Source organism: Pseudomonas canadensis, assembly GCF_000503215.1.
Taxonomy (GTDB): Bacteria; Pseudomonadota; Gammaproteobacteria; order Pseudomonadales; family Pseudomonadaceae; genus Aquipseudomonas; species Aquipseudomonas canadensis.
The window spans coordinates 610223-636679 of the sequence record NZ_AYTD01000017.1 but is presented as its reverse complement, the minus strand read 5'-3'; the positions used below and the strand labels follow the sequence as shown (position 1 = coordinate 636679).

The following is a 26457-nucleotide window of genomic DNA, read 5'->3' as shown; positions in this document are numbered from 1 at the left end:
AGCAAGAATGGCTAAGGTATTCGCGATAGCGAACCAGAAAGGTGGCGTGGGCAAAACCACCACCTGCATCAACCTCGCAGCATCCCTGGTCGCCACCAAGCGCCGGGTGCTGTTGATCGATCTCGATCCACAGGGCAACGCCACCATGGGTAGCGGTGTGGATAAACACGGCCTGGAAAACTCGGTCTACGACTTGCTGATTGGCGAGTGCGACCTGGCCCAGGCCATGCACTACTCCGAACACGGCGGTTATCAACTGCTGCCGGCCAACCGCGATTTGACCGCGGCGGAAGTGGTGCTGCTGGAAATGCAGATGAAGGAAAGCCGTCTGCGTAGCGCCTTGGCGCCGATCCGCGAGAATTACGACTACATTTTGATCGACTGCCCGCCGTCACTGTCGATGCTCACGCTGAACGCGTTGGTGGCAGCTGATGGGGTGATTATCCCCATGCAGTGCGAGTACTACGCACTGGAAGGCTTGAGCGACCTTGTGGATAACATCAAGCGTATCGCTGAGTTGCTCAACCCAAACCTGCAGATCGAAGGCTTGCTGCGGACCATGTTCGATCCGCGCCTGAGCCTGATGAACGATGTGTCGGCGCAGCTCAAGGAACATTTCGGTGATCAGCTTTACGACACGGTGATCCCGCGCAACATCCGTCTGGCCGAAGCGCCAAGCTACGGCATGCCCGCGCTGGCGTACGACAAGTCATCCCGTGGTGCCATTGCCTACCTGGCCCTGGCCGGCGAGATGGTTCGTCGCCAACGCCGCAACTCACGCACCGCTGCAGCCCAGCCAACTTAAGGAATCCCCATGGCCGTCAAGAAACGAGGTCTCGGACGTGGACTGGATGCACTGTTGAGTGGTCCGACCGTCACATCGCTTGAAGAACAAGCGGTGCAGGCCGACGAGCGCGAGTTGCAGCACCTGCCGCTGGACCTGATCCAGCGCGGCAAATACCAGCCACGCCGGGACATGGACCCCCAGGCACTGGAAGAACTGGCCAATTCGATCAAGGCCCAGGGCGTGATGCAGCCAATCGTGGTACGCCCGATTGGCGGCGGCCGCTTTGAAATCATCGCCGGTGAGCGCCGCTGGCGCGCCAGCCAGCAGGCCGGCAAGGAAACCATCCCGGCGATGGTGCGCGATGTACCGGATGAAACCGCCATCGCCATGGCGTTGATCGAGAACATCCAGCGCGAAGATCTCAACCCGATCGAAGAAGCTATCGCGTTGCAGCGTTTGCAACAGGAATTCCAGCTGACCCAGCAACAGGTGGCCGAGGCGGTGGGTAAATCCCGCGTAACCGTGTCCAACTTGCTGCGTTTGATTGCGCTGCCGGAAGTCATCAAGACCATGTTGTCCCACGGCGACCTGGAAATGGGTCACGCCCGTGCTTTGCTCGGTTTGCCGGAAAATCAACAGGTTGAAGGGGCGCGACACGTTGTCGCACGGGGGCTCACCGTTCGCCAGACCGAGGCGTTGGTTCGCCAGTGGCTCAGCGGCAAACCTGCACCGGTCGAAACGGCTAAACCTGATCCGGATATCGCCCGTCTCGAGCAGCGCCTGGCCGAGCGCCTGGGCTCTGCGGTGCAAATTCGCCACGGCAAGAAAGGCAAAGGGCAATTGGTCATCGGTTATAACTCGCTTGATGAGCTCCAGGGCGTCCTTGCCCACATCCGCTGAAACATTTGCTTATGTAGCGTGTGATCGGAAATCACTACCCGACAGTTGAATAGGGGCAGAACCGCCCCTATACTCTGCGCGCATTTTGTCGGCACAAATTATGCCAAGTTATTGATTTCCGGCAGCCGACCATTGAGGAGCAAGAGTGATGGAAACCCGCACGCCAAACACGTTGCCGTTCCATCGCTTGGCCGTTTTTCCGGTTTTATTGGCTCAATTTGTCATTTTGCTGATCGCCGCGTTGGCGCTTTGGTATTGGCATGGAGTCGTTGCCGGATATTCAGGACTCTGCGGAGGCCTGATAGCCTTGCTGCCCAATATGTATTTTGCTCACAGGGCCTTTCGGTTTTCCGGCGCCCGAGCAGCCCAGGCTATCGTCCGGTCATTTTATGCCGGCGAGGCAGGGAAACTGATTTTGACGGCAGTGCTGTTTGCACTGACCTTTGCAGGTGTGAAGCCATTGGCGCCGCTGGCTGTATTCGGCGTCTTCGTGTTGACCCAACTGGTCAGCTGGTTCGCTCCCCTGCTAATGAAAACAAGACTTTCGAAACCTTAGGGCGTTTGAGGCAACCATGGCAGAAACAACCGCTTCGGGCTATATCCAGCACCACTTGCAGAACCTGACCTTCGGTCAGCTTCCTAATGGCGGCTGGGGCTTTGCCCACTCCGCAGCAGAGGCCAAAGAAATGGGCTTCTGGGCTTTCCACCTGGATACTCTGGGCTGGTCGGTCGCATTGGGTCTGATCTTCGTCTTCATTTTCCGCATGGCGGCAAAGAAGGCGACTTCCGGTCAGCCAGGTGCTTTGCAGAACTTCGTTGAAGTACTGGTCGAATTCGTCGATGGCAGCGTGAAAGACAGCTTCCATGGCCGTAGCCCGGTGATCGCACCGCTGGCACTGACCATCTTCGTCTGGGTGTTCCTGATGAACGCCGTCGACCTGATCCCGGTTGACTGGATTCCTCAGCTGGCCATGGCGATCAGCGGCGACCCGCACATTCCATTCCGTGCCGTATCGACCACTGACCCGAACGCTACCCTGGGCATGGCCCTGTCGGTCTTCGCGTTGATCATTTTCTACAGCATCAAGATCAAGGGCATCGGCGGCTTCATCGGCGAACTGACCCTGCACCCGTTCGGCAGCAAGAACATCTTCGTTCAAGCCCTGCTGATCCCGGTGAACTTCCTGCTGGAATTCGTGACCCTGATCGCCAAGCCGATTTCCCTGGCTCTGCGACTGTTCGGCAACATGTATGCCGGCGAGCTGGTATTCATTCTGATCGCTGTGATGTTCGGCAGCGGCCTGCTCTGGCTTAGCGGCCTGGGCATTGTTCTGCAGTGGGCGTGGGCTGTGTTCCACATCCTGATCATCACCCTGCAGGCCTTCATCTTCATGATGCTGACCATCGTCTACCTGTCGATGGCGCACGAAGAGAACCATTAAGACCGGTCTCGACTAGTCTGATGTCCTTCCCGGTCAAACGGGAAGGTAGGCCCTACCGGGCTATGAAACGATTTGTTTTACCGCTTTAAAATCTAAAAAACCTAAACCATACGACGTAAAAGTCGGGAGGAAAGATGGAAACTGTAGTTGGTCTAACCGCTATCGCTGTTGCACTGTTGATCGGCCTGGGCGCCCTGGGTACTGCCATTGGTTTCGGCCTGCTGGGCGGCAAGTTCCTGGAAGGCGCAGCGCGTCAGCCAGAAATGGTTCCAATGCTGCAAGTTAAAATGTTCATCGTCGCCGGCCTGCTCGACGCCGTGACCATGATCGGTGTTGGTATCGCTCTGTTCTTCACCTTCGCGAACCCTTTCGTTGGTCAACTCGCCGGTTAATCACTCGTCTTTTCGAGTGATTGGTGTGTTGTGCAACGAATGAGCGAGGTATTGGCGTGAACATTAATGCAACCATTATTGGTCAGTCCTTAGCGTTCTTGATTTTTGTCGTTTTCTGCATGAAGTTCGTATGGCCTCCGGTCATCGCAGCTCTGCACGAACGTCAGAAGAAGATCGCGGATGGGCTGGACGCTGCAGCACGAGCAGCTCGCGACCTGGAGTTGGCCCAAGATAAAGCGGGTCAACAACTGCGCGAAGCGAAAGCTCAAGCAGCCGAAATCATTGAGCAAGCCAAGAAACGCGGTAACCAGATCGTTGAAGAGGCTGTTGAAAAAGCCCGTATCGACGCTGACCGTGTGAAGGTTCAGGCTCAGGCCGAGATCGAGCAGGAACTGAACGGTGTCAAAGATGCGCTGCGTGCCCAACTGGGTGCTCTGGCCGTCGGCGGTGCTGAGAAGATCCTGGGTGCCACAATCGATCAAAACGCGCACGCGGAGCTGGTAAACAAACTGGCTGCTGAAATTTAAGCGAGGGCGATCATGGCAGAATTGACCACGTTGGCCCGACCTTACGCTAAGGCAGCCTTCGAGCACGCCCAGGCCCACCAGCAGCTGGCCTCTTGGTCAGCCATGCTCGGCCTGGCTGCAGCAGTGTCGCAAGACGACACAATGCAGAGCGTGCTCAAGGCCCCGCGACTGACGAGCGCAGACAAGGCCGCCACTTTTATTGAAGTGTGCGGCGACAAGTTTGATGTGAAAGTGCAGAACTTCATCCACGTCGTTGCCGAAAACGACCGTCTCCTGCTTCTGCCGGAGATTGCCGCTCTGTTCGACCTGTACAAGGCCGAGCAAGAGAAGTCGGTAGACGTTGAAGTGACCAGTGCTTTTGCATTGAACCAAGAACAGCAAGACAAACTCGCCAAGGTTCTCAGTGCACGACTCGACCGGGAAGTGCGCCTGCAAGTTGCGGAAGACAAGTCCCTCATTGGGGGCATTGTCATTCGCGCCGGCGACCTGGTTATCGATGGCTCGATTCGCGGCAAACTCGCGAATCTTGCCGAAGCATTGAAATCTTGAGTTTGAAGGGGCAGCAGAGCAATGCAGCAACTCAATCCTTCCGAAATAAGTGAAATTATCAAGGGCCGCATCGACAAGCTCGATGTGACCTCCCAAGCCCGTAACGAAGGCACTGTCGTCAGCGTATCTGACGGTATCGTGCGGATTCACGGTCTGGCCGACGTAATGTCCGGCGAGATGATCGAGTTTCCGGGCGGCGTCTTCGGTATGGCCCTCAACCTGGAGCAGGACTCCGTAGGTGCCGTTATCCTGGGCGCTTACCAGTCTCTGGCTGAAGGCATGAGCGCCAAGTGCACTGGCCGCATCCTGGAGGTTCCGGTTGGTAAGGAACTGCTGGGTCGCGTAGTCGACGCACTGGGTAACCCTGTTGACGGCAAAGGTCCACTGGGCAACACCGAGACCGACGCGGTCGAGAAAGTTGCTCCAGGCGTGATCTGGCGTAAGTCGGTAGACCAGCCTGTACAGACTGGCTACAAGGCTGTCGATGCCATGATCCCTGTCGGCCGTGGCCAGCGTGAGCTGATCATCGGTGACCGTCAGATCGGTAAAACCGCTCTGGCGATCGACGCGATCATCAACCAGAAAGACAGCGGCATTTTCTGCGTCTACGTAGCCATCGGTCAGAAGCAATCGACCATCGCCAACGTGGTTCGCAAGCTGGAAGAGAACGGCGCACTGAAAAACACGATCATCGTGGCTGCCAGTGCTTCGGAATCGCCTGCACTGCAATACCTGGCACCGTATGCCGGTTGCACCATGGGTGAATTCTTCCGCGACCGCGGTGAAGACGCGCTGATCGTTTATGACGATCTGTCCAAGCAAGCAGTGGCTTACCGCCAGATTTCCCTGCTGCTGCGCCGTCCACCAGGCCGTGAAGCTTACCCAGGCGACGTGTTCTATCTCCACTCCCGTCTGCTGGAGCGCGCATCCCGCGTTTCGGAAGAGTACGTAGAGAAGTTCACCAACGGCGCAGTGACCGGCAAAACCGGTTCCCTGACCGCACTGCCGATCATCGAAACCCAGGCTGGCGACGTTTCCGCGTTCGTTCCGACCAACGTGATTTCCATCACTGACGGTCAGATCTTCCTGGAATCGGCCATGTTCAACTCGGGCATCCGCCCTGCAGTGAACGCCGGTGTTTCGGTATCCCGTGTGGGTGGTGCCGCTCAGACCAAGATCATCAAGAAGCTCTCCGGTGGTATCCGTACCGCTCTGGCTCAGTACCGTGAACTGGCGGCATTCGCCCAGTTCGCTTCTGACCTGGACGAAGCGACCCGTAAGCAACTTGAGCATGGTCAGCGCGTTACCGAGCTGATGAAGCAGAAGCAATACGCCCCAATGTCGATCGCTGACATGGCGTTGTCGCTGTATGCCGCTGAGCGTGGGTTCCTGACTGACGTCGAAATCGCCAAGGTCGGCAGCTTTGAACAAGCGCTGATTGCTTACTTCAACCGCGATCACGCCGACTTGTTGGCCAAGATCAACGTGAAGGGTGACTTCAATGACGAAATCGACGCTGGCCTCAAAGCCGGTATCGAGAAGTTCAAGGCCACCCAAACCTGGTAAGCCGCAGCGGGAGCCGCAAGGCTCCCGCTTGCTAACCTGATAGGTGTTACATGGCAGGCGCAAAAGAGATTCGCAGTAAGATTGCGAGCATCAAAAGCACGCAAAAGATTACCAGCGCCATGGAAAAAGTGGCGGTCAGCAAAATGCGCAAGGCACAAATGCGCATGGCTGCTAGCCGTCCTTATGCGGAGCGTATCCGCCAGGTAATTGGGCATCTGGCCAACGCCAACCCGGAATACCGCCACCCATTCATGATCGAGCGCGAAGTTAAGCGTGTGGGTTATGTGGTTGTGAGCAGTGACCGTGGTTTGTGCGGTGGTTTGAATACCAACCTGTTCAAGGCCCTGGTCAAGGACATGGCGGTAAACCGCGAAAACGGCGTCGAGATTGATCTGTGTGTAGTTGGTAGCAAGGGTGCGGCCTTTTTCCGCAACTTCGGCGGCAACGTCGTAGCAGCTATCAGCCACCTGGGTGAAGAGCCGTCGATCAACGATTTGATCGGCAGTGTGAAGGTGATGCTGGATGCATACCTGGAAGGCCGGATTGACCGCCTCTCCGTGGTATCCAACAAGTTCATCAACACCATGACCCAGCAGCCAACCGTGGAGCAATTGATTCCACTGGTGGCGACTCCGGATCAGGAACTCAAGCACCACTGGGACTACCTCTACGAACCAGACGCCAAAGAGCTGCTTGACGGCTTGATGGTGCGCTACGTGGAGTCGCAGGTGTACCAGGCGGTGGTCGAGAACAACGCAGCTGAACAAGCGGCGCGGATGATCGCGATGAAAAACGCTACCGATAACGCCGGTGATCTGATCAGCGATTTGCAGCTGATCTACAACAAGGCGCGTCAGGCTGCGATCACCCAAGAGATCTCGGAAATCGTCGGCGGCGCTGCCGCGGTTTAACGGTTCAAATATTCAGAGGATCCAGCTATGAGTAGCGGACGTATCGTTCAAATCATCGGCGCCGTTATCGACGTGGAATTTCCACGCGACAGCGTACCGAGCATCTACAACGCGCTGAAAGTACAAGGCGCGGACACTACCCTGGAAGTTCAGCAGCAGCTGGGCGACGGCGTAGTTCGTACCATTGCGATGGGTTCCACCGAAGGCTTGAAGCGCGGTCTGGACGTTGTCGACTCTGGCGCAGCCATCTCCGTACCGGTCGGTAAAGCGACCCTGGGCCGGATCATGGACGTACTGGGCAACCCGATTGACGAAGCTGGTCCGATCGACACCGAAGAGCGTTGGGGCATTCACCGTCCAGCACCTTCGTTCGCGGAACAAGCTGGCGGCAACGACCTGCTGGAAACCGGCATCAAGGTTATCGACCTGGTTTGCCCGTTCGCCAAAGGCGGTAAAGTCGGTCTGTTCGGTGGTGCCGGTGTAGGCAAGACCGTAAACATGATGGAACTGATCCGTAACATCGCCATCGAGCACAGCGGTTATTCCGTGTTCGCCGGTGTGGGTGAGCGTACCCGTGAGGGTAACGACTTCTACCACGAGATGAAGGACTCCAACGTTCTGGACAAAGTGGCACTGGTTTACGGTCAGATGAACGAGCCGCCGGGTAACCGTCTGCGCGTAGCACTGACCGGCCTGACCATGGCCGAGAAGTTCCGTGACGAAGGTAACGACGTTCTGCTGTTCGTCGACAACATCTACCGTTACACCCTGGCCGGTACTGAAGTATCCGCACTGCTGGGCCGTATGCCTTCCGCAGTAGGTTACCAGCCGACCCTGGCTGAAGAGATGGGCGTTCTGCAAGAACGTATCACTTCGACCAAGGAAGGTTCGATCACTTCGATCCAAGCGGTATACGTACCTGCGGATGACTTGACCGACCCGTCGCCAGCGACCACCTTCGCCCACTTGGACGCCACCGTCGTTCTGTCCCGTGACATCGCTTCCCTGGGTATCTACCCAGCGGTCGATCCACTCGACTCGACTTCGCGCCAGCTGGACCCGAACGTGATCGGCCAGGAGCACTACGACACCGCTCGCGGCGTTCAGTACGTGCTGCAGCGTTACAAAGAACTGAAGGACATCATTGCGATCCTGGGTATGGACGAGCTGTCGGAAGCCGACAAGCAGTTGGTAAACCGTGCTCGTAAGATCCAGCGTTTCTTGTCGCAGCCGTTCTTCGTGGCTGAAGTCTTCACCGGTGCATCGGGTAAATACGTTTCCCTGAAAGACACCATTGCTGGCTTCAAAGGCATCCTCAACGGTGACTACGACCACCTGCCAGAACAAGCGTTCTACATGGTCGGCGGCATCGAAGAAGCGATCGAGAAAGCCAAGAAACTGTAATCCAGGCGCCCGGAAACGGGCGCTCATCAGGTTGAGGCAATCAGATGGCTATGACAGTCCATTGCGATATCGTCAGCGCGGAAGGGGAAATCTTCTCCGGTCTGGTAGAGATGGTGATTGCACACGGCGAACTCGGTGACCTTGGTATTGCCATGGGTCACGCGCCGTTGATCACCAGCTTGAAGCCAGGTCCGATCACTCTGACCAAGCAAGGCGGGGAAAAAGAGGTGTTTTACATCTCTGGTGGTTTCCTCGAGGTTCAGCCGAACATGGTCAAGGTTCTTGCCGACACCGTGCAACGTGCTGGCGACCTGGATGAAGCCTCCGCTCAGGAAGCCGTCAAGGCTGCTGAGAAGGCCCTGAACGAAAAGGGTGCGGACTTCGACTACAGCGCTGCTGCTGTACGTCTGGCCGAGGCTGCAGCTCAGCTGCGCACGCTCCAGCAGATCCGCAAGAAGTAACCGGCCACGCCGTCATGCTTCATGCGCGATTGATTAAAAAGGGTAGCCTCGGCTACCCTTTTTCTTTTTCAGCAAAACACTTCTTTGGTCTGAAGCCGGACCGCCCAGGATTGGTAGCCACTCATGTCTCTTGAAATCGTCATTCTCGCCGCAGGCCAGGGCACCCGCATGCGTTCGGCCCTGCCCAAGGTGCTGCACCCGGTTGCCGGCAATTCCATGCTGGGCCATGTTATCCACAGCGCCCGGCAACTCGATCCGCAACGCATTCATGTAGTGATCGGCCATGGCGCCGATGTGGTACGTGAGCGCCTCGCCGCGGACGATCTGAATTTCGTATTGCAAGACAAACAACTGGGCACCGGCCATGCCACCGCCCAAGCCGTGCCGTTCATCACCGCCGACACTGTGCTGATCCTCTACGGCGACGTACCGCTGATCGAAGTCCAAACCCTGCAACGCCTGCTCAAGCACGTCGTGCCTGGCCAGATGGGCCTGCTGACGGTTGAACTGGATGATCCCACCGGTTACGGGCGCATCGTGCGTAACGCCGATGGCAAGGTTGCCGCTATTGTCGAGCACAAAGATGCCAGCGAAGCCCAGCGCGCCATTACCGAGGGCAACACCGGGATCCTGGCGGTCCCCGCCGATAAGCTCGGCGACTGGATGAGCCGCCTGTCCAATAACAACGCCCAGGGCGAGTACTACCTCACCGACGTCATCGAGATGGCAGTAAGCGATGGCCTGCTGGTCGCCACCGAGCAGCCCCACGACCCGATGGAAGTGCAGGGCGCCAACGACCGCAAGCAACTCGCCGAACTGGAACGTCACTACCAATTGCGCGAAGGCCGTCGCCTGATGGCCCAAGGCGTGACCTTGCGTGACCCGGCACGCTTCGATGTACGCGGTGAAGTGACCGTCGGCCGCGATGTGCTGATCGACATCAACGTGATCCTCGAAGGCCGCGTGATCATCGAGGACGACGTGGTGATTGGCCCTAACTGCGTGATCAAGGACAGCACCCTGCGCAAAGGCGTGGTGGTCAAGGCCAACAGTCACTTGGACGGTGCGGTGATGGGGGAGGGCAGCGATGCGGGTCCGTTTGCGCGACTGCGCCCCGGAACCGTCATGGGCGCCAGGGCGCACGTGGGCAATTTCGTAGAGCTGAAAAACGCCAAAATGGGTGACGATGCGAAGGCCGGCCACTTGGCCTACCTCGGTGATGCGGTGATTGGGGCTCGCAGCAACATTGGCGCTGGTGCCATTACCTGTAATTACGACGGCGCGAACAAGTACCAGACTACCATTGGTGAAGACGTATTTATCGGCTCCAACAACTCGCTGATCGCCCCCGTTTCTATCGGAGATGGCTCGAACACCGCAGCGGGCTCAACCATCAACCAGGATGTGGATAAGTCTCAACTGGCGGTAGCCCGCGCCCGCCAACGCAACATCGACGGCTGGAAGCGCCCGGTCAAAATCAAAAAGACTTGAGTTATCCACAACCCGCACAACCTGTAGGAGCCGGCTTGCCGGCGATAGCGCCCGAATGTTCACCGCCGAACAAAGCGACGCTATCGCCGGCAAGCCGGCTCCTACAGGTTTTTTTGTGTCTCCCGCTTGACGATCTTTCGGCAATAGGTTTTGATTGCCTTCGTTATCTTTCGAAACGAAACTTAAAGTCAAAATGTCGAAACGAAATACACCCCAACGACGCCACAACATCCTGACCTTGCTCAATGAACAGGGCGAAGTCAGCGTGGACGAATTGGCCAAGCGTTTCGAGACGTCGGAAGTTACGATCCGTAAGGACCTGGCCGCACTCGAAAGCAACGGCCTGCTGCTGCGTCGCTACGGGGGCGCCATCACCATGCCCCAGGAGTTGGTGGGCGACGCTGCCCAGCCCATCTCGGTGTACAAGCGCGCCATCGCCCGTGCCGCCGTGATGCGCCTGCGTGAACACGCTCGCATCATCATCGACAGTGGCAGCACCACCGCCGCCATGATCCCCGAACTGGGCCACCAGCCAGGCCTGGTGGTGATGACCAACTCCCTGCACGTGGCCCGCGCCTTGAGCGAACTGGAACACGAGCCGGTGCTGTTGATGACCGGCGGCACCTGGGATCCGCATTCGGACTCGTTCCAGGGCCAGGTTGCCGAGCAGGTGCTGCGTTCTTACGACTTCGATCAACTGTTCATCGGTGCCGACGGCATCGACTTGGAACGCGGCACCACCACCTTCAACGAATTGCTGGGCCTGAGCCGCGTCATGGCCGAGGTCGCCCGTGAAGTGGTGGTGATGGTCGAATCCGACAAGATCGGCCGCAAGATTCCCAACCTGGAACTGCCCTGGAGCAGCGTCCATACCCTTATCACCGATGATCGCCTGCCGCTTGAGGCCCGCGACCAGATCCAAGCCCGCGGCATTACGCTGATATGCGCGGCAATCATCTAGGAGAAACATCATGTGTGGCATCGTAGGCGCAGTCGCTGAACGCAACATCACCCCGATCCTGCTCGAAGGCCTCAAGCGCCTGGAATACCGCGGCTATGACAGCGCTGGTGTGGCGGTCTTCACCAACGCCGGCAAGCTGGAGCGCATGCGCCGTCCGGGCAAGGTCAGCGAGTTGGAGCAGGCCCTGGCCGGCGAGCCGCTGGTTGGCCGCCTGGGTATTGCCCACACCCGTTGGGCGACTCACGGTGCGCCCTGCGAACGCAACGCCCACCCGCACTTTTCGGGCGACCTGGCCGTGGTGCACAACGGCATTATCGAAAACCACGAAGTGCTGCGTGAACAACTCAAGGGTCTGGGCTACGTGTTCACTTCGGACACCGACACTGAAGTCATCGCCCACCTGCTCAACCATAAACTCAAGGACCTGGGCGACCTGACCGTTGCCCTCAAGGCCACTGTCAAAGAGCTTCACGGCGCCTACGGCCTAGCCGTGGTCAGTGCCAGCCAACCGGACCGCGTAGTCGCTGCTCGCAGTGGCAGCCCGCTGGTGATCGGCCTGGGCCTGGGCGAAAACTTCCTCGCCTCAGACCAACTGGCCCTGCGCCAGGTCACCGACCGCTTCATGTACCTGGAAGAAGGCGATATTGCTGACATCCGTCGTGAAAGCGTGGCGATCTGGGACGTTAACGGTCAATCCGTCGAGCGCGAAGCCGTGCAATACCGCGACGGCGCCGAAGCGGCCGACAAAGGTGAATACCGCCACTTCATGCTCAAGGAAATCCACGAGCAGCCAGCGGTGGTGCAACGCACCCTGGAAGGTCGCCTGAGCCAGAACCAAGTGCTGGTCAATGCCTTCGGCCCACAAGCCGCCGAGCTGTTCGCCCGAGTACGCAACGTGCAGATCGTTGCCTGTGGCACCAGCTACCACGCTGGCATGGTTGCGCGTTACTGGCTGGAAGAACTGGCCGGCATCCCGTGCCAGGTCGAAGTCGCCAGCGAATTCCGCTACCGCAAGGTGGTGGTGCAGCCCGACACCCTGTTCGTGACCATCTCCCAGTCCGGCGAAACCGCCGACACCCTGGCCGCCCTGCGCAATGCCAAGGAGCTGGGCTTCCTGGCCAGCCTGGCGATCTGCAACGTCAGCATCAGCTCCCTGGTGCGTGAGTCCGACCTGACCCTGCTGACCCAGGCCGGTCGTGAAATTGGCGTGGCGTCCACCAAAGCCTTCACCACCCAGCTGGTGGGTCTGTTGCTGCTGACCCTGTCCCTGGGTCAAGTGCGCGGCACCCTGGCCGAAGGCGTTGAAGCCACGCTGGTCGAAGAATTGCGCCGCCTGCCGACCCGTCTGGGCGAAGCCCTGGCCATGGACAGCACCGTGGAAAAAGTCGCCGAGCTGTTCGCCGACAAGAACCACACCCTGTTCCTCGGCCGTGGAGCGCAATACCCGGTGGCGATGGAGGGTTCGCTCAAGCTCAAGGAAATCTCATACATCCACGCCGAAGCCTACCCGGCCGGTGAACTCAAGCATGGCCCATTGGCCCTGGTGGATGACGACATGCCGGTGGTTACCGTGGCGCCGAACAACGAACTGCTGGAGAAGCTCAAGTCCAACCTGCAGGAAGTCCGCGCCCGTGGCGGCCAACTGGTGGTGTTCGCCGACGAAAAAGCCGGCATGACCAACGGTGAAGGCACCCACGTCATCAACATGCCGCACATCAACGACACCCTGTCGCCGATCCTCTACACCATCCCGCTGCAGTTGCTCTCGTACTACGTCGCCGTGCTCAAGGGTACTGACGTCGACCAGCCGCGTAACCTGGCGAAGTCGGTGACCGTGGAGTAATCCGCCACACCCTGGAGGCCCGCCCGGGTCTCCAGGCTCCCGCGAAAGGACGCGCCCTCAATGCAAACCCCCTCCCAGCTTCACCAACGCTTGAACAACCGTCGCTTCACCGTCGCCAACAATGCCCAGGGGCTTTCCGGCTCGGGCACGGTGTTTCATTACCTTGTCGAGGGTGATGCCATCTCCAGCACTTACCAAGGCGGGCGCATTCGCCTGGGCACGCAAGTGGGACGAGTGACAGGCCCGGACACTATCGAATTGCTGTTTCAGTGCCTGACCTTGGACGGTGAGCTGCTGTCCGGTTGGTCGCGTGGCACGGTCGGTTTGGATGTTGCCGGGGTTACCACGCTGAGTTTTGTCTGGGGTTGGTTGTCGGGGGCGACGGGAGGCGGGGAGTCAAGCTACGTTGAGCTTGCTGAGTGCGACAACCACTCCTAAGGCACAAACTCCACCCGCAACCCCCGGCTCGCACTGCGCCCCTGATCATCACTGACCCGCAACCGATACTCCCCCGACTTGCCCGGCCGCCAATTCAACGTGGTTTGCGGTGGCCCCTGGCCGATCAGGGTTTGATCGGCAAACCAGTACAGCGTCGTTGCATCGCTGGCGGCGTTGGCATTCAGCGGGATGCTTTCCTGGGGCTGGGAAAGGCGCAGTTGATAGCTCACCTGGGTCAGTGGCGAGCGGATCTGCGGGGCTTCGCTCTGGTCGCTGAGGCGGTTGGGCTGGCAGTTTTTCATCACGGTTGGCGGGGTACGTCGCGGCAGGCCGGCGGCGCGGTACAGGCGTTGCACGTCGCTCGGCCAGAATTCGAAGACTTCTTCGCGGGTGTATTGCGCGTCAAACGGCGGGCAGGCGGCCTTGCCGGTGCGGGTGTCGATCAGCACCGGGCGGTGCAGGTTCGACACGCGAATCGGCGATACGCCTGGGATGTACCAGGTCTTGCGGGTTTGCGGGCACCAGCGGTTGGGCAACTCGCCGGACGCGGCGCAGACATCAATGCGCACTAATCCGGCGGGCGGTTTGTCGGCTTTGATCACCACGTTGGGCAAGGCCAAAGGCAGGGCGTCGGCGATGCGGAAGAACAACGGCGCGGCGGTCTTGGCCCCGATGAAGGCTGGGTTTGGACGACCATCGAAGTTGCCCACCCACACCACCAGCACGTAGGGGCCGACCAGTCCTGCACTCCACGCATCGTGAAAACCCCAGGAGGTGCCGGTTTTCCAGGCGGTGCGCCAGTGACGTCCAGGCAGGCCATCCGGGCGTGGGTTACGACGCAGCATGTCGCGCACCATGAACGCTGCCTGGGGCGTCAGCAGTTGGGCGCCGGTGGTCCGGGGCTGTTCCTGCAAATAGCGCAACGGCCGCAGATGCCCATCACCGGCCAGCATCACATACAGCCGCGCCAGCTCTTCCGGGGTCATTTCACCCCCACCGAGGGCCAGGGCCAGGCCGTAATGGCTTTCGTCTCGCAGGCCTTTGATCCCGGCGCGTTGCAACAGTCCATACAAAGAGGGTGACTTGACCTGGCTGGCGAGCCACACCGCCGGGATGTTGCGACTACGGATCAGCGCATCCCGCGCTGTCAGTGGCCCGACAAAACTGCCGTCGAAATTTTCCGGTTGGAAGTAGCCGAAGTTACTCGGCAGGTCCTTGAGGATGCTCATGGGGTGGATCACCCCTTGGTCCAGCGCCAGCCCGTACAGGAACGGCTTGAGTGTCGACCCTGGCGAGCGCCGCGACAGCACGCCATTGACCTGGCCGTGAAGGCTTGTGGATAAGTAATCCGCCGACCCGACCAATGCCTTGACGCTCTGGTCGCGACTGTCGATCAAGATCGCCGTGGCGTTTTCCACACCTGTACTGCGCCGTTCGGCGATAAAGCCGGTAATCAGGCGTTCGAGCAATTGTTGCAGCGGCAGGTTGAGGGTGCTGTTCAGCTCAGTGCCGGGCTGGGATGCCAGCAGTTGCTCACTCAAATGCGGCGCCAGGAACGGAATGTGCTGGCGGTCGCGTGCTTCGAGGGGCAACTCCAGCAAACTGTCGTTACGCGGGTCCTGTGGATAAGTCTCGCGCCAGTCGTTCATCAAGCGCAGCCGGGCGTTTTGCAGCGACGGCCCGAAGCGCGCCCGCCGCCCTGGCTGTTGCGGGATCACCGCCAGCGCCAGGGCTTCGGACAATGACAGCTGCGCCGCCGACTTGCCGAAGTAGATACGGCTGGCCGCTTCGGCACCTTCGATATTGCCCCCCATGGGCGCCAGGTTCAGATAGGCCTCAAGGATGTCGTGCTTGCTGTAGCGCGCCTCCAGCCACAGTGCCAAGGCCATCTGTTGCAACTTGCCCGGCACCTGGCGGGTGTTCAAGTCCCACAGGCGCCGTGCCAATTGCATGCTCAAGGTCGAGCCGCCCTGGCGCTGGCCACCGCTGTAGGTGGCCATGGCCGCGCGAAGCAACGCCGGGGGATTGATCCCCGGGTGCCAGTAGAAATTGCGGTCTTCCTTGAGCAGCAAGGCTTCGACCAATGAAGGAGAAATCCGCTCCAACGGTAGCCAAAGACGGTATTGCCCGTCATCCGCCAAGGTCATGCGCAGCAGCGCGCCGTCATCGGCCAACACCACCCGCGATGAGGTCACGGCCTTTTCCAGCGGAGCATGGGGCCACACCCGCAGCCCCACCAGGACCACCGCCGCTGCGAACAGCGGCAGTGTCAGGCGCTTAAGGCTTGGTAATTTCAAGCTGGCCTACTTTGCCGCGCCCTTGCAGGGTGGTTTCGTACATGCCCTCGGCGTAGGCCGGTGGCGTATTGAAGGTGCCCGCGTTGGTAGCGCGCACGCGGTAGACGAAAGTGCCTACATCGCGCAGCGCGGTACCGTACAGCACCACTCGATCATCGCGCACATCGACGTACTCCGGCTGCCAGTTGCTCAGCTCGGTTTCGCCGATGGGGGCTTGCCAGCTTTCTTCTTCCTGGCTGTCCTCTTCCACGTACTCGGACTCTTCGCCTTCCTCGCTGCTCGCGGCTTCTGGCTCCGGCGGCAAGTTATACACAGGCTCGACGCCACCCGGCAGCAGGTCGACCACGGCCACTTGCTGCACCTGGTCACGGTCGGTCGCGCGCAGACGCAGGCGCACCAGGAACTCATCGCCTACCGCGACCTTGCTCACCGGCTCGCCCTTGAGGTCGAGGTATTCGTGGATGATTTCCAGGCCATTGTTGATCGGCTTGAGCTTGGCGCCCTTGTCGAAACCGGCTTCGCTGAGCATGAAGAACGCTGCCGGGCCGTCGGATTTTTCCATCACCAGCTTCTGCGTAGCGCCCGGCACGGCGGCGCGGGGTGGCTGGCCGGCCATCTCCAGCAATTGCTGCTGCTTGTCCCCCAGCCAGGCGGTGGCCTTAAGGGTCATGTCGCTTTGCGCACGCTGGCCATAGTTGTCCAGGGCGCGCAGCAACAGGGCCGCCGACAGCGAGTTGTAGCGCTGCTCGTTGAGGCGCTTACCGAGTTTATCCAGCAGCGCTGTAGGCACAGCGTCCATCAGTTCTGGGAAATGTCGGGCCAGCAGGTGCAGGTGTTCGGCGTCGTGCACCATCGGGTCGTAGTACAAACCGTCGCTGTCCCACTTATCCACAAGCGAACGCCAGGGGATTTTGCGGAACAGTGTGTCAGCCTGGCGATCCTGCTTGAGCAGCTTGTAGCTGGCCGCCAGGTAAGCGGCGCCCAAGTCGTCCTGCCAGCTATCCTTGAAGTAGCCCTCGTAGCGCTCGCGGATATCGCTCAAGGCGCCGCTTACCAGAATCCCCTGACGGCTTAGCAGGTAACTGGCGTAGGCGCGGTTGCGCAATTCCGACAGGCCTTCGCTGGGGCCATTGGCCAGGTCGGTCAGATACGCATTCGAGCGCACCAACAGGTCTTCCGGCACCGGCAAGCCGCGCTCCTTGGCTTCGATCAAGAAGTCGGTGGCGTACAGGCTGGCGTACGGCGCTACGTCCGGGTTGGCGGCCCACAAGCCGAAGCCCCCGGCCTGGTTCTGGCGCTGGCGCAGCATGCGCACCGCACTGCCGAAGACCTGTTCGGCTTCAGGTGCGTTGCCGCCCCAGATCAACGCCGGCATAGCCTTGGACACCAGTTGCTCGGTGCAGGCGTAGCCGTAGTCGTCCAGGTAATGCTTGAGGCCGTTGGCCCATACCAGTGGCGAGGCCGCCACACCCAACTGTACGTCGCGCAATTGGCTGAACAGCTCGCGGGTCGGCTTGAGCTCTTTGCTGGCGCTCTCAAAGCGACCCAGGCTCAGGGCGACGCGATGTTCGCTCAGTGGGCGGATCGAAGTGGTTTCGGCCACCTGGATACGTTTGCCGTCCGGCAGCACTGCGACAAAACGCAGGTCCGCCGACCCCAGGGTTTCACCGACCTTGATCTTGAACTCGGCGGTGCCTTCCTTGCGCGGTTGCAGGGACAAGGTGCTGCCCTTGTCGCCCTGTACCTTCAGGCCATCGCTGGTCTGCAGTTCAAACTTCACCTCTGCCGCCGCGTCGAGGTTGCTGAACACCCCGGCGCTGACGTTGAACACATCCCCCGGCGCCACAAACGCCGGCACGTTTGGCGTGATCACGATCGGACCGCGGACTTCGGTATTGGCTTCGCTGACGCCCACGCTGTCGCTGTCTACCGCCACTGCAAACAGGTGAAGCTTGCCGTTGAAGCTGTCCGGCACCTGGTAATGCAGCACGGTTTCGCCAGCTGGCAGGTCGACCAGTCCAGACCACCAAGCCACGGGCGGCTGGTGTTTACGCTTGAACGGGTTGAGGTGATTGGCCAGGGCGCCTTCCGTATCGCCACCGGGCGCTGCCCCACTGAGCAGACGGCTGAACTCCGGCAGGATCAGGTCAAGGATCTGACTGGTGCCGACTTCCAGCGCACGTTTCTGGAAGAAAAAGCCCAGCGGGTCCGGCGTCTGGTAGCGCGCCACTTGCAGGATGCCTTCGTCCACCGCGTACACCACCGCGCGGCCTGGGCGGTCGGCGTTGACCTTGATGTCGAGCATCTGCCCCGGCTCGATCTTCGCCGGGCCTTCAACCGCCAGCGCCATGCGCCGCGCATCCAGGTTGATGCTGAAGGGCACCACGCCATAGGACAGAGGGCTCATGTACACCTCGGCCGAACCCATATCGCGCACAAACTGCACGTTGACGTAGGCATTGCCTTCAAGCCCATCAGGCACGCGGATATGTTGCACGCTGTTGGTGCTGTCGGCCTTGAACCATTGCTGGGTGTAGACCTTGTCCCGCTCGATGGTGATCAAGCCGGCGCCGGTATACGGCGCGCGGATGCTGATGGCGATTTCATCACCGGTGGCGTAGCTGCGTTTATCCAGGCGCAGTTGCAACTCGGCATTGCGTTCCAGGGAGCGCGAAGTGTTGCCACGCCCGGCCACGCTGTAGTCGATCTGGTTGAGCAGATTGCCGTTGGCGTCCTTGAGTTGCACGGTGAAATCGCCCGGTGTGCCGGTGTTCAAGGCCTGCTTGGCGCCCTCCTTGGTCATCAGCAGCGGTGAGGCCGGCTGGCTGATGTTCTTGATGCGCGACTCGTACTTGTAGGTGCCGTTGGATTGTTTCACCAGCACCGACACATAACGGTGCTCGACCACCTCTGTAGTCAGGCCGTCCACCGCCTGGGGCGAAAGGTCCGGCGCGACGGCCAGCCATTGCACTTGGCGCGGCGCATCCTTGGCGACGTACGACAGCGAGTCCTGACTTTTCACACCCACAAGGTAGGGTGCGGACGACACCAGCAAGGCACTTTGCGCCGCCACATTGCGCCCGCCTTCGGCTTCGAACACCTGGCTCATCACCTGCAGGCGATAGGTGCTGTTGGCGAAGCGTTGCAGGTTGAGGTCGAGCACGGCCTGGCCGTTATCGTCGACGGTGGTTTCGGCCAGGTCTTCAGTGGTGGCGTCTTCCAGGGAGTCGTTGAGACGGAAACGGTAATCCGGGTAACGATCAAACGCAGCGAGTGTTGGGCTCAGGGACATTTTGGCGGTCACACGACGGCCGGACGCCGGGGCGCCAAACAGATGCATCGCGGTGACCTTGGCGACCACCTGATCCGGTGGGATCCAGCCCTGCACCGGCGTGTCGTGCAGGCTCAGGCTGACCTTCATGCGGTCCGGTTCGAAGTCACGGACCTTGAAGCTCACGCTGCCCAGGTCGGTGCGGGTCTGCTTCTGGCCGATCAACTGCAAGGTCGCGGTGTATTCCCCGGCGGGGGCGACTTCGCTGCTGGGGAAATCAAAACTTTCAAAACCGCTGGCGGACAGCTTCAACGGTTGGCGAATCACTTCCAGGCCACGGGGGTCGGTGATTTGCAGTTCCACCGGCAGGCCCAGCAGGGCGCCTTTCCAGTTGCCGCTGCGCACGATCATGCCCAAGTGCGCGGTTTCGCCCGGACGGTACAGGCCGCGGTCGGTAAACAGGTAGGCGCTGAGGCGATCAATCGCACCGTCTTCTTCCAAACCGCCTACATCGAAGCGCGACAGATCCAGTTGCTGGGACTGACGGGCGATCGGCAAAAATGACTGGTCATTGCCGCGAGTGACGACATACATCAGCGGCGTTTTCTCACGGCGCAACTCATCCAGCTTGGCGAAGTGCGCGTGACCTTCGGCGTCGGTGCGGCCACTGCTCACCGGCAGACCGTTACGCCCAATGATGTCGACTTGTGCATCGGACACCGGCGAACCATTGCCGATGGACTGCACATACACGTCATGGCTGCCATCGCTGGAGCGCTTGGCGATGATGCCCAGGTCCGTCACCACGATAAAACGCAGGTCGCTGGTGCTGCTGCGGTCGTACTCGAAGGTGCGCTGGGCCGGATCATCCTGCGGGCTCTGCTTGAGCACGAAAATGCCGCGCCGCCCGCCGTTGGCGGTGAGGTAGTGGCTGAGATCCACGTTGTCGTAGACGGTTTTCGCCGGGTCATTGGATGACAGCGGGATATCCAGCGATTGACGCTCGACCATGCGATCGAAGTATTCGTTGCCGAAGTTCGGCCGGGCAAAGCTGCCGCTGCTTTGGTCCACCAGGTGTTGCAATTGGTTGGGCAGCAGGCGAGCGATTTCCACATGGGCGCCAGGCACACCGCGGGCCATGAAGCCCAGGCGTTTTTCGCCGTTGAGGCTGAGCAAGGCGCCGTCAGACAGGAACTGCAGGGTGCGTGGGTAAGCCGGCATGCTGATCAGCGACGGCGTAGGATTCTTCGCCAGGTAGCCGCCGATGGCTTCTAGGTTGGCAGGTACGCGCACATACACGGCCCGACCGGCTGGGGCCTTGAATTTGAAGGCATGCAGGGTGTTCAGCGGCTCGACGCTGGGCACGTGGGTCAGGTTGAGCTTGGTGCTGCGGGCGAGCAGGGCGTCGTCGATCTCGTTGCTGCTGTAGGGGCGCGTGTCGTCCTGGGCTTTTTCCGGTAACAGCCAGGCCTGGACCTTGCCGGCGATGGTTTCGTCAGCCACGGCGCTGGAGCTGCTGAACATCAGCACGGGTTCCGGCTCACCACGTTCGTTGTCGACAAAACTCACTTCGGCGCCGGTAAAGGTCAGGCGATAGCGCCCGGGCACGGTGACTTCCGACACCAGCGGCGCGGTGCTGGCGTTGCCACCATCGCGGGCCTTGATGCCTTCGTCGAGCTTGGCGCTGACTGGCGTGCTTTCCAGTGGCGTGGCCAGGGCGGCGGAGCGCACGTAGGCGTTGAGTTTTTTCTCGTCGAAGGTGATTTCCGGGCGGTTGGGCAACTGGGCGTCGCGGTAAGCCAGGCCTTTGCCGAGGGTTACCGTGACGCGCTTGCGTAGGTTGTCTTCATCCACCGGGTGGGAAAAATGGAAGGTCGCCACCAACTGTTTCAGTGTCGGGTTGGACGGGTCCTGATACAGCTCGTTTTGCGCCAGGGTGGCGCGGAACGGTTGGGTGGAAAACTGCGTGCTGTATTGGTCCAGCAACACGCCATCCGCCAACAGGTTTTTCTTCGCCATATCCAAGGTGTAATGGGCGTCGATGGGCCAGTCTTTTTCCGGCACGAACAACAGGCTGCGGTCATCCGCCCAGCGCCAGGTGCCCGCCACCGCAGGTTTGAGGGTGATGCCTTCGGTGACCGGTTTGCCGATGGCCGACAACGGAGCCACGGATTCACCGAAACGCACCTGCAAGTTATCCACAACCGGGGTTTGCTGGGTGTAGTCGGTGAGGTTGGGTTTATGCAGCGAGTAGCTCGCGGTATGCGGCTGTGGCAGGTTGGAATACCAGTGCCAGCCGTAGAAACCAGCGGCGGCCAGCAACACCAGGCCCACTAAGCCGGCACCGGTTTGACGCGGATAAGCGCGCGCCTTGCTGCCCAGGTTCGCCAGTCCACGGCCGGTGGCGCGCAGCCAGAACGGCGGATGCCATTGGCCAAAGATGGCCCCCACCACAGTCAATAACGCACCGACAATACGGCGGCTGATCGCTTTGAACGAATCGAACATGGTGAGCATCCCTGGCTAAGTGCGGCGTATCTTACACGCGTCTTTGATACAAAAGATGACGCCGATACGCCGCACTGCTAGGCGTGTTGCACAAAAGTGAGGCGCACCGCAAAACCGATCAAAAGACTGCCGAATAGCCACTGCTGCACACGCTGCGCCGAGCGATTGCGTGCCAGCCACTGGCCGATGCACGCGCCGGCCAGGGCGTAGCAACAGTCGAAGGCGAAACCGACCGCGACCAGGATCACGCCCAGCAACGCGAATTGCGCCGCCACTGGGCCAGCTTGCGGGTCGATGAATTGCGGCAGCAGCACCGAGCAGAACAGCAGCGCCTTGGGATTGAGCAGATTGGTCAGCAAGCCGCGTTGCAGTGCGGCACGCCAGGCGTGGGTTTTCAGGGTGGCGTTGGCCGTATCGAGCGTCGGCAGACTATTTGCCCGCAGGCACTGCACGCCCAGCCACAACAGATAGGCCGCGCCACCCAGCCGCACCACATCAAAGGTCCAGGGTGCCACTTTGAACAAGGTCGCCAAGCCCATGCCTGCCAGGGCCACATGGCAGGCGCGGGCCAGTCCCAGGCCAATCGCGGTGGTCAGCGCCAAGGCTTTGCCTTGGCGCGCGCCGGTCTGCAGCAGCAGGATCATGTCCGGCCCTGGCAGCAGATACGCCACCGAAAGAGCCACCAGAAACAACCAGAGTTCCGCCATGTTCCACCCCCTTGTGTGTCTGCCAATTCTAGGGCCGAAGGGCGGGACAGGTGCTTGCGTAGTCAGTCAGAAAAGCGTCTATTCTTGGCACTATCTGCCACTTATTGCTCTGTAAGCCATCCACTTATGCCAAATCTGAAACTCGATGCTTTTGACCGCAAGATTCTCGAAGCCCTGCAACGCGACGGCCGCCTGAGCAATGTGCAGTTGGCGGACGAGATCGGGCTGTCTGCTTCACCCTGCCTGCGACGCGTGCGGTTGCTGGAAGAAGCCGGTGTGATTCGCGGCTACCAGGCCACACTGGATCGCGATGAAGTGGGCCTGGGGATGATGGTGTTCGTGGGCGTGAAGGTGGAGCGGCATAACGATACCGAGGCCAACGCCTTTCGCGAGGCAGTGACGGCGCTGCCGGAAGTGATCTCGGCGTTCCTGGTGTCGGGGGAGTCGGACTTTCTGTTGCAGGTGGTGGTTCCGGATTTGCGCGGCTATGAGCGGTTCGTCACTGGTAGTTTGCTGAAGCTGCCGGGCGTGAGGGATATCCGCAGCAACTTCGCGATCCAGACCGTGAAAACCCCAGGCGCATTGCCGCTGGGGCATTTGCCAGGCTAATGGCTGTAGGAGCCAGCTTGCCGGCGATGAGGCCCGTGAATTTTATGAACGTTCAGGGTCGCCATCGCCGGCAAGCCGTCTCCTACAGGGGGCTTGTTCAGGTCCACCAGTAGCGCACGAGGTGGAAGAAGATGGGCGCGGCGAAGCACACCGAATCCAACCGATCCAGCATCCCACCGTGCCCTTCGATCATATGGCCCCAGTCCTTCACGCCCCGATCACGTTTGATCGCCGACATCACGATGCCGCCGGCAAACCCGAGCAGGTTGATCAGCAGCGCAATCAAGAACGACTGCCACGGGTTGAACGGAGTGGTCCACCACAGTGCCGCGCCGATCAGGGACGACAACAGGATGCCGCCGACAAAGCCTTCCACGGTTTTCGACGGTGACAGGTTCGGCGCGATCTTGTGCTTGCCGAACAACTTCCCACACACGTACTGCAATACGTCCGACAGTTGCACCACGATCACCAGGTAGGCAATCAGCAGCAGGTTGCGGCCTTCGTAGCCGGGGATGTCCAACGTCAGCAATGCCGGCACGAAGGACACGCAGAACACTGCGATCATCAAGCCCCACTGCACTTTCGACGCGCGTTCCAGGAAGTGCGTGCTGTCGCCACCCAGGGAGGCGAGGATCGGCAGTAGCAGGAACACGTACACCGGGATGAAAATCGAGAACAGCCCGTACCAGTCCGAGTAGATCAGCAGGTATTGCAGCGGCAGCGCCAGGTAGAACGCGGCAACCAGCGCCGGGTAGTCGCTGCGGCGGGTAGGTGTGAGGGTGAGGAATTCGCGCAGGGCGTAGAACGATACCGCGTAGAACAGCAGGATCACCGCGCCAGTGCCGAGCCAGAAGGCAATGCCGATCACCACCACCATCACCCACCAGGCGTTGATGCGGGCGTTGAGGTTGTCGATGACGGCATTTGGGCTGCCACGGGTGCGCAGCTTGAGGATCAGGCCGATCAGCGAGGCGAGCACCAGGATGGCGCCGATGCCGCCGAACAGCATCAGGGTTTGGCTATCCATGTCAGACATGCTCCGGGGCAAGGGCGAGCAGGGCATCGCGGGTGCGGGTGAGAAAGGCAGTTTTGTCTTCGCCTTCTTCCAGTTGCAGCGGCGCGCCGAAGCTGGTGGTGCACAGCAGGGGCAGCGGCAGGACGCGGCCCTTGGGCATGACCCGGTTGAGATTGGCGATCCACACCGGGACCAATTCGGCCTGTGGGTAACTTTTCGCCAGGTGATACAAGCCACTTTTGAACGGCAGCAGGCCGTCTTCAAGGTTGCGTGTGCCTTCGGGGAAGATGATCAGCGAATCACCGCCTTCCAGAGCGTTGAGCATGGGTTGCAAAGGGTTATCCACAGGGTCCTTGCGTTCGCGGTCGATCAGCACGCCGTTGAACACGCGGTTGATGATGTAGCGGCGCAAGGCGCTTTTAGTCCAGTAATCGCTGCCGGCGACCGGGCGCGTGAATTTGCGCAGGTTCTGCGGCAGCGAGGCCCACAGCAACACGAAGTCGCCGTGGCTGCTGTGGTTGGCGAAGTAGATGCGTTGCACCGGCACCGGCGCGCACCCCAGCCACAGGCTGCGGGCACCGGTGACGGTGCGGGCCATGGAGGTAATCAACGTGGCGACCACGGGTTCGAACATGGGGATTCCTTATCCGGCGAAAGGCAGCCAAGGGCTGGCGAGGATCACGCCCAGGGTCAGCAGCGCTTGCGCGCCCAGCAGCCAGGCTTGTTTGCGCAACAGTTTGAGCGCGCCACGACGGCGCTCGGTCCAGGGCCGGCCAATGCGCTTGGCCGATTGCAGGCCAAGAGTCTGCAAGGCCTGGTCGAGGTCCGGGGTGCGGTCGATGTCGCGGGCCAGCAGGGTGAACAGGTCGGCGTCGAAGGCCACGCGCAGCGCCCAGTATTTTTGCAGCAGCCCGAGGATAATCATCCACAGGCTCAGCAGCAGGCAGATCGGCGCAATACTCGCCATCAGCAGTTGAGCCAGGCCGAACGCGACGCCAACCAGGGTCAGGCCTGTGGATAACTGATCCAGCGAGCGACCACGACGCAGCAAGCTGGCGACAACCTGCAGTTCCATATCAGCGGGCATGGGGTAAACCCTCCAAAGCTTCACGGTGTGCGGGGTGCAGGACCACATCGGCCCGCGCTGTACGAATGATAGTCAGCGCATCCTCTATCGTCGCGGCGCGCCCGGTGTGCAGTAGCCAGGCCGCGACGGCGGTGGCGCTGCGCGAGTAGCCGAGAGCGCAGCACACCAGCAATGGGCCACTTGCGCGCAAGTGCTCGATGGCTTGCGCGGCTTGCAGGCATTCGGTGGGGCTCGGGGCAATCAGGTCCAGCACGGGAATCAATTGGTAAGCGCGGCCCTGTGGATTAATCGGCAATTCGGCACAGAGATCGACGATGGCCTTGAAGGGTTCTTGCTCGCTCGTTGTAGGAATACGCCCAAGCCAGACGTTATCCACAATCAGGTCGGGTTGTGGATGCTTGCGTGTCCACAGGCGCGAGTTGACCCAGGCGGCGGCCAGATAGGGTGCATAAAGCCAACGCGCGGCGGGCGTCAGTTGTCCGTCAGCGCGTTTCTGGAAGCCCGCAGCGCCGAGCACGAAGTAATTGGCCTTGATCAAGGCGAGGGAAACCGCAGGCCAAAGTATCCACAACCAGCCACCGCCCAGTACAAACGCGAGAATCGCCACCAGCAAGGCCCCAACGCCATAGCGCACACCCAACCGCCAGCGCTTGGGGTCCCGCGTGAGCCGTGCATTCAACAGTGGGCTCGGATGTTCCACCGGCCACAACCACACACACAGCCAACCGGCGAGGGCGCCTGTGGGTAAGTCGATAAAGTGATGTTGATAAGTGGTCAGCACCGAAATGCCGATCAACGCGAACCAGCCATGCACCAGCCAACGCCAGATTCCCTGGGTATGGCGTTGGTACATGACCCACAGGATCACCAGCAACGCGATATGCAGGGACGGCGCCTGGTTGAACGGCTTGTCGAACCCCGCCAGCACCGCAAACAGCCAGCCAAACACGCCGTCCAGCTCCGGCCGCTCGAAGGTGAAGCGCAGCGGCCAGATCAGGAAGCAGCTCACGGCGATCACCTGGGCGCTCAGCAAACGCAGCGCATGTTGCTTCAACTCATGCCGGGTGTTGGGCAGCAACAGGGAAAACCCGTAGAGCAGGTCGATGGACCAATAGGGCACGATGGTCCAGGCCCAGAACGGCATATGGGTTTCCCAATCGAACACCAGCGTGCCGACGTCGCTGCGCTGGCTGGTGACCCAGGTGGCAAAGCCATAGGTGCTAAAAAACAGCGGCGCCAACAGCAGTAGCCACAGGAACGCAGGTTTCAATAAGCCGGGTTCGCGCAT

23 protein-coding genes are annotated in these 26457 nt (G+C 60.4%); 16 read left to right on the top strand and 7 right to left on the bottom strand.

Annotated elements, in window-relative coordinates:
* Window positions 1-7: 7 nt before the first annotated feature.
* From U367_RS0121685 to U367_RS0121615, 15 genes are all read left to right on the top strand, one after another.
* On the top strand, window positions 8-805 hold the full coding sequence (locus tag U367_RS0121685) for a ParA family protein (RefSeq protein ID WP_016978715.1): 798 nt from the start codon (window positions 8-10) through the stop codon (window positions 803-805).
* Window positions 806-814: 9 nt separating this feature from the next.
* Window positions 815-1687 (top strand): ParB/RepB/Spo0J family partition protein, encoded by an 873-nt coding sequence (locus tag U367_RS0121680; protein WP_016970690.1) that lies wholly within the window; start codon window positions 815-817, stop codon window positions 1685-1687.
* Between the two features lie 148 nt (window positions 1688-1835).
* Window positions 1836-2243, top strand: coding sequence for a F0F1 ATP synthase subunit I (locus U367_RS0121675; RefSeq protein ID WP_010565865.1), 408 nt, complete (start codon window positions 1836-1838; stop codon window positions 2241-2243).
* Window positions 2244-2259: 16 nt separating this feature from the next.
* Window positions 2260-3129, top strand: coding sequence for a F0F1 ATP synthase subunit A (gene atpB / locus U367_RS0121670; RefSeq protein ID WP_016978714.1), 870 nt, complete (start codon window positions 2260-2262; stop codon window positions 3127-3129).
* A 134-nt stretch (window positions 3130-3263) separates the two neighbouring features.
* Complete coding sequence (gene atpE / locus U367_RS0121665; RefSeq protein ID WP_002555987.1) at window positions 3264-3521, top strand: F0F1 ATP synthase subunit C; 258 nt, start codon at window positions 3264-3266, stop codon at window positions 3519-3521.
* A 56-nt stretch (window positions 3522-3577) separates the two neighbouring features.
* Complete coding sequence (locus tag U367_RS0121660; protein WP_008439543.1) at window positions 3578-4048, top strand: F0F1 ATP synthase subunit B; 471 nt, start codon at window positions 3578-3580, stop codon at window positions 4046-4048.
* Window positions 4049-4060: 12 nt separating this feature from the next.
* Complete coding sequence (locus tag U367_RS0121655) at window positions 4061-4597, top strand: F0F1 ATP synthase subunit delta (protein ID WP_028618579.1); 537 nt, start codon at window positions 4061-4063, stop codon at window positions 4595-4597.
* 21 nt (window positions 4598-4618) lie between these two features.
* The gene (gene atpA / locus U367_RS0121650; RefSeq protein ID WP_010207686.1) at window positions 4619-6163 is read left to right on the top strand and encodes a F0F1 ATP synthase subunit alpha; all 1545 of its coding nucleotides are present in this window, start codon (window positions 4619-4621) and stop codon (window positions 6161-6163) included.
* Window positions 6164-6213: 50 nt separating this feature from the next.
* On the top strand, window positions 6214-7074 hold the full coding sequence (gene atpG, locus U367_RS0121645; protein WP_028618578.1) for a F0F1 ATP synthase subunit gamma: 861 nt from the start codon (window positions 6214-6216) through the stop codon (window positions 7072-7074).
* Window positions 7075-7101: 27 nt separating this feature from the next.
* Window positions 7102-8478 (top strand): F0F1 ATP synthase subunit beta, encoded by a 1377-nt coding sequence (gene atpD / locus U367_RS0121640; RefSeq protein ID WP_010207684.1) that lies wholly within the window; start codon window positions 7102-7104, stop codon window positions 8476-8478.
* Between the two features lie 44 nt (window positions 8479-8522).
* Window positions 8523-8939: a F0F1 ATP synthase subunit epsilon gene (locus U367_RS0121635; protein WP_003177061.1), complete on the top strand. Its 417-nt coding sequence runs from the start codon at window positions 8523-8525 to the stop codon at window positions 8937-8939.
* Window positions 8940-9062: 123 nt separating this feature from the next.
* Entirely contained in the window at window positions 9063-10430 is a 1368-nt protein-coding gene (gene glmU, locus U367_RS0121630) for a bifunctional UDP-N-acetylglucosamine diphosphorylase/glucosamine-1-phosphate N-acetyltransferase GlmU (protein ID WP_028618577.1), read from the top strand.
* Window positions 10431-10623: 193 nt separating this feature from the next.
* On the top strand, window positions 10624-11391 hold the full coding sequence (locus U367_RS0121625) for a DeoR/GlpR family DNA-binding transcription regulator (RefSeq protein ID WP_028618576.1): 768 nt from the start codon (window positions 10624-10626) through the stop codon (window positions 11389-11391).
* 10 nt (window positions 11392-11401) lie between these two features.
* Window positions 11402-13234 carry a glutamine--fructose-6-phosphate transaminase (isomerizing) gene (gene glmS, locus U367_RS0121620; protein WP_028618575.1) on the top strand — a complete coding sequence of 611 codons (1833 nt, stop codon included), beginning with the start codon at window positions 11402-11404 and terminating at the stop codon, window positions 13232-13234.
* Window positions 13235-13294: 60 nt separating this feature from the next.
* A complete protein-coding gene (locus U367_RS0121615; RefSeq protein WP_028618574.1) occupies window positions 13295-13672 on the top strand; it encodes a hypothetical protein in 378 nt (125 codons plus the stop codon).
* Here U367_RS0121615 and pbpC read toward each other — a convergent pair.
* From pbpC to U367_RS0121600, 3 genes are all read right to left on the bottom strand, one after another.
* Entirely contained in the window at window positions 13669-15969 is a 2301-nt protein-coding gene (gene pbpC, locus U367_RS0121610) for a penicillin-binding protein 1C (protein ID WP_028618573.1), read from the bottom strand. The two genes, U367_RS0121615 and pbpC, sit on opposite strands and share 4 nt — an antisense overlap.
* Entirely contained in the window at window positions 15950-21748 is a 5799-nt protein-coding gene (locus tag U367_RS0121605) for an MG2 domain-containing protein (protein WP_028618572.1), read from the bottom strand. Before U367_RS0121605 ends, pbpC begins: the two co-directional genes overlap by 20 nt.
* 77 nt (window positions 21749-21825) lie before the next feature.
* Window positions 21826-22455 (bottom strand): LysE family translocator, encoded by a 630-nt coding sequence (locus U367_RS0121600; protein WP_028618571.1) that lies wholly within the window; start codon window positions 22453-22455, stop codon window positions 21826-21828.
* 135 nt (window positions 22456-22590) lie between these two features.
* Between U367_RS0121600 and U367_RS0121595 the strand changes: the two genes are divergently transcribed.
* Window positions 22591-23064, top strand: coding sequence for an Lrp/AsnC family transcriptional regulator (locus U367_RS0121595; protein WP_025854407.1), 474 nt, complete (start codon window positions 22591-22593; stop codon window positions 23062-23064).
* 97 nt (window positions 23065-23161) lie between these two features.
* On the opposite strand, the gene U367_RS0121590 is transcribed toward U367_RS0121595, so the two are convergent.
* From U367_RS0121590 to U367_RS0121575, 4 genes are read right to left on the bottom strand one after another with little or no spacing between them, the layout of a single operon-like run.
* Window positions 23162-24094, bottom strand: coding sequence for a phosphatidate cytidylyltransferase (locus U367_RS0121590; RefSeq protein WP_010207670.1), 933 nt, complete (start codon window positions 24092-24094; stop codon window positions 23162-23164).
* Between the two features lies 1 nt (window position 24095).
* A complete protein-coding gene (locus U367_RS0121585) occupies window positions 24096-24716 on the bottom strand; it encodes a lysophospholipid acyltransferase family protein (RefSeq protein WP_028618570.1) in 621 nt (206 codons plus the stop codon).
* Between the two features lie 9 nt (window positions 24717-24725).
* Window positions 24726-25169: a hypothetical protein gene (locus tag U367_RS0121580; RefSeq protein WP_028618569.1), complete on the bottom strand. Its 444-nt coding sequence runs from the start codon at window positions 25167-25169 to the stop codon at window positions 24726-24728.
* Window positions 25159-26457: a phosphatase PAP2/dual specificity phosphatase family protein gene (locus tag U367_RS0121575; protein WP_028618568.1), complete on the bottom strand. Its 1299-nt coding sequence runs from the start codon at window positions 26455-26457 to the stop codon at window positions 25159-25161. The genes U367_RS0121580 and U367_RS0121575 overlap by 11 nt, the downstream gene beginning before the upstream one ends.

What these genes read in the sequence shown, in the direction of transcription:
- U367_RS0121685 (WP_016978715.1), top strand. Translation starts at nt 8, where the DNA reads ATGGCTAAGGTATTCGCGATAGCGAACCAGAAAGGTGGCGTGGGCAAA.
- U367_RS0121680 (WP_016970690.1), top strand. Translation starts at nt 815, where the DNA reads ATGGCCGTCAAGAAACGAGGTCTCGGACGTGGACTGGATGCACTGTTG.
- U367_RS0121675 (WP_010565865.1), top strand. Translation starts at nt 1,836, where the DNA reads ATGGAAACCCGCACGCCAAACACGTTGCCGTTCCATCGCTTGGCCGTT.
- atpB (WP_016978714.1), top strand. Translation starts at nt 2,260, where the DNA reads ATGGCAGAAACAACCGCTTCGGGCTATATCCAGCACCACTTGCAGAAC.
- atpE (WP_002555987.1), top strand. Translation starts at nt 3,264, where the DNA reads ATGGAAACTGTAGTTGGTCTAACCGCTATCGCTGTTGCACTGTTGATC.
- U367_RS0121655 (WP_028618579.1), top strand. Translation starts at nt 4,061, where the DNA reads ATGGCAGAATTGACCACGTTGGCCCGACCTTACGCTAAGGCAGCCTTC.
- atpA (WP_010207686.1), top strand. Translation starts at nt 4,619, where the DNA reads ATGCAGCAACTCAATCCTTCCGAAATAAGTGAAATTATCAAGGGCCGC.
- atpG (WP_028618578.1), top strand. Translation starts at nt 6,214, where the DNA reads ATGGCAGGCGCAAAAGAGATTCGCAGTAAGATTGCGAGCATCAAAAGC.
- atpD (WP_010207684.1), top strand. Translation starts at nt 7,102, where the DNA reads ATGAGTAGCGGACGTATCGTTCAAATCATCGGCGCCGTTATCGACGTG.
- U367_RS0121635 (WP_003177061.1), top strand. Translation starts at nt 8,523, where the DNA reads ATGGCTATGACAGTCCATTGCGATATCGTCAGCGCGGAAGGGGAAATC.
- glmU (WP_028618577.1), top strand. Translation starts at nt 9,063, where the DNA reads ATGTCTCTTGAAATCGTCATTCTCGCCGCAGGCCAGGGCACCCGCATG.
- U367_RS0121625 (WP_028618576.1), top strand. Translation starts at nt 10,624, where the DNA reads ATGTCGAAACGAAATACACCCCAACGACGCCACAACATCCTGACCTTG.
- glmS (WP_028618575.1), top strand. Translation starts at nt 11,402, where the DNA reads ATGTGTGGCATCGTAGGCGCAGTCGCTGAACGCAACATCACCCCGATC.
- U367_RS0121615 (WP_028618574.1), top strand. Translation starts at nt 13,295, where the DNA reads ATGCAAACCCCCTCCCAGCTTCACCAACGCTTGAACAACCGTCGCTTC.
- U367_RS0121605 (WP_028618572.1), bottom strand. Translation starts at nt 21,748, where the DNA reads ATGTTCGATTCGTTCAAAGCGATCAGCCGCCGTATTGTCGGTGCGTTA.
- U367_RS0121600 (WP_028618571.1), bottom strand. Translation starts at nt 22,455, where the DNA reads ATGGCGGAACTCTGGTTGTTTCTGGTGGCTCTTTCGGTGGCGTATCTG.
- U367_RS0121590 (WP_010207670.1), bottom strand. Translation starts at nt 24,094, where the DNA reads ATGGATAGCCAAACCCTGATGCTGTTCGGCGGCATCGGCGCCATCCTG.
- U367_RS0121585 (WP_028618570.1), bottom strand. Translation starts at nt 24,716, where the DNA reads ATGTTCGAACCCGTGGTCGCCACGTTGATTACCTCCATGGCCCGCACC.
- U367_RS0121580 (WP_028618569.1), bottom strand. Translation starts at nt 25,169, where the DNA reads ATGCCCGCTGATATGGAACTGCAGGTTGTCGCCAGCTTGCTGCGTCGT.
- U367_RS0121575 (WP_028618568.1), bottom strand. Translation starts at nt 26,457, where the DNA reads ATGCGCGAACCCGGCTTATTGAAACCTGCGTTCCTGTGGCTACTGCTG.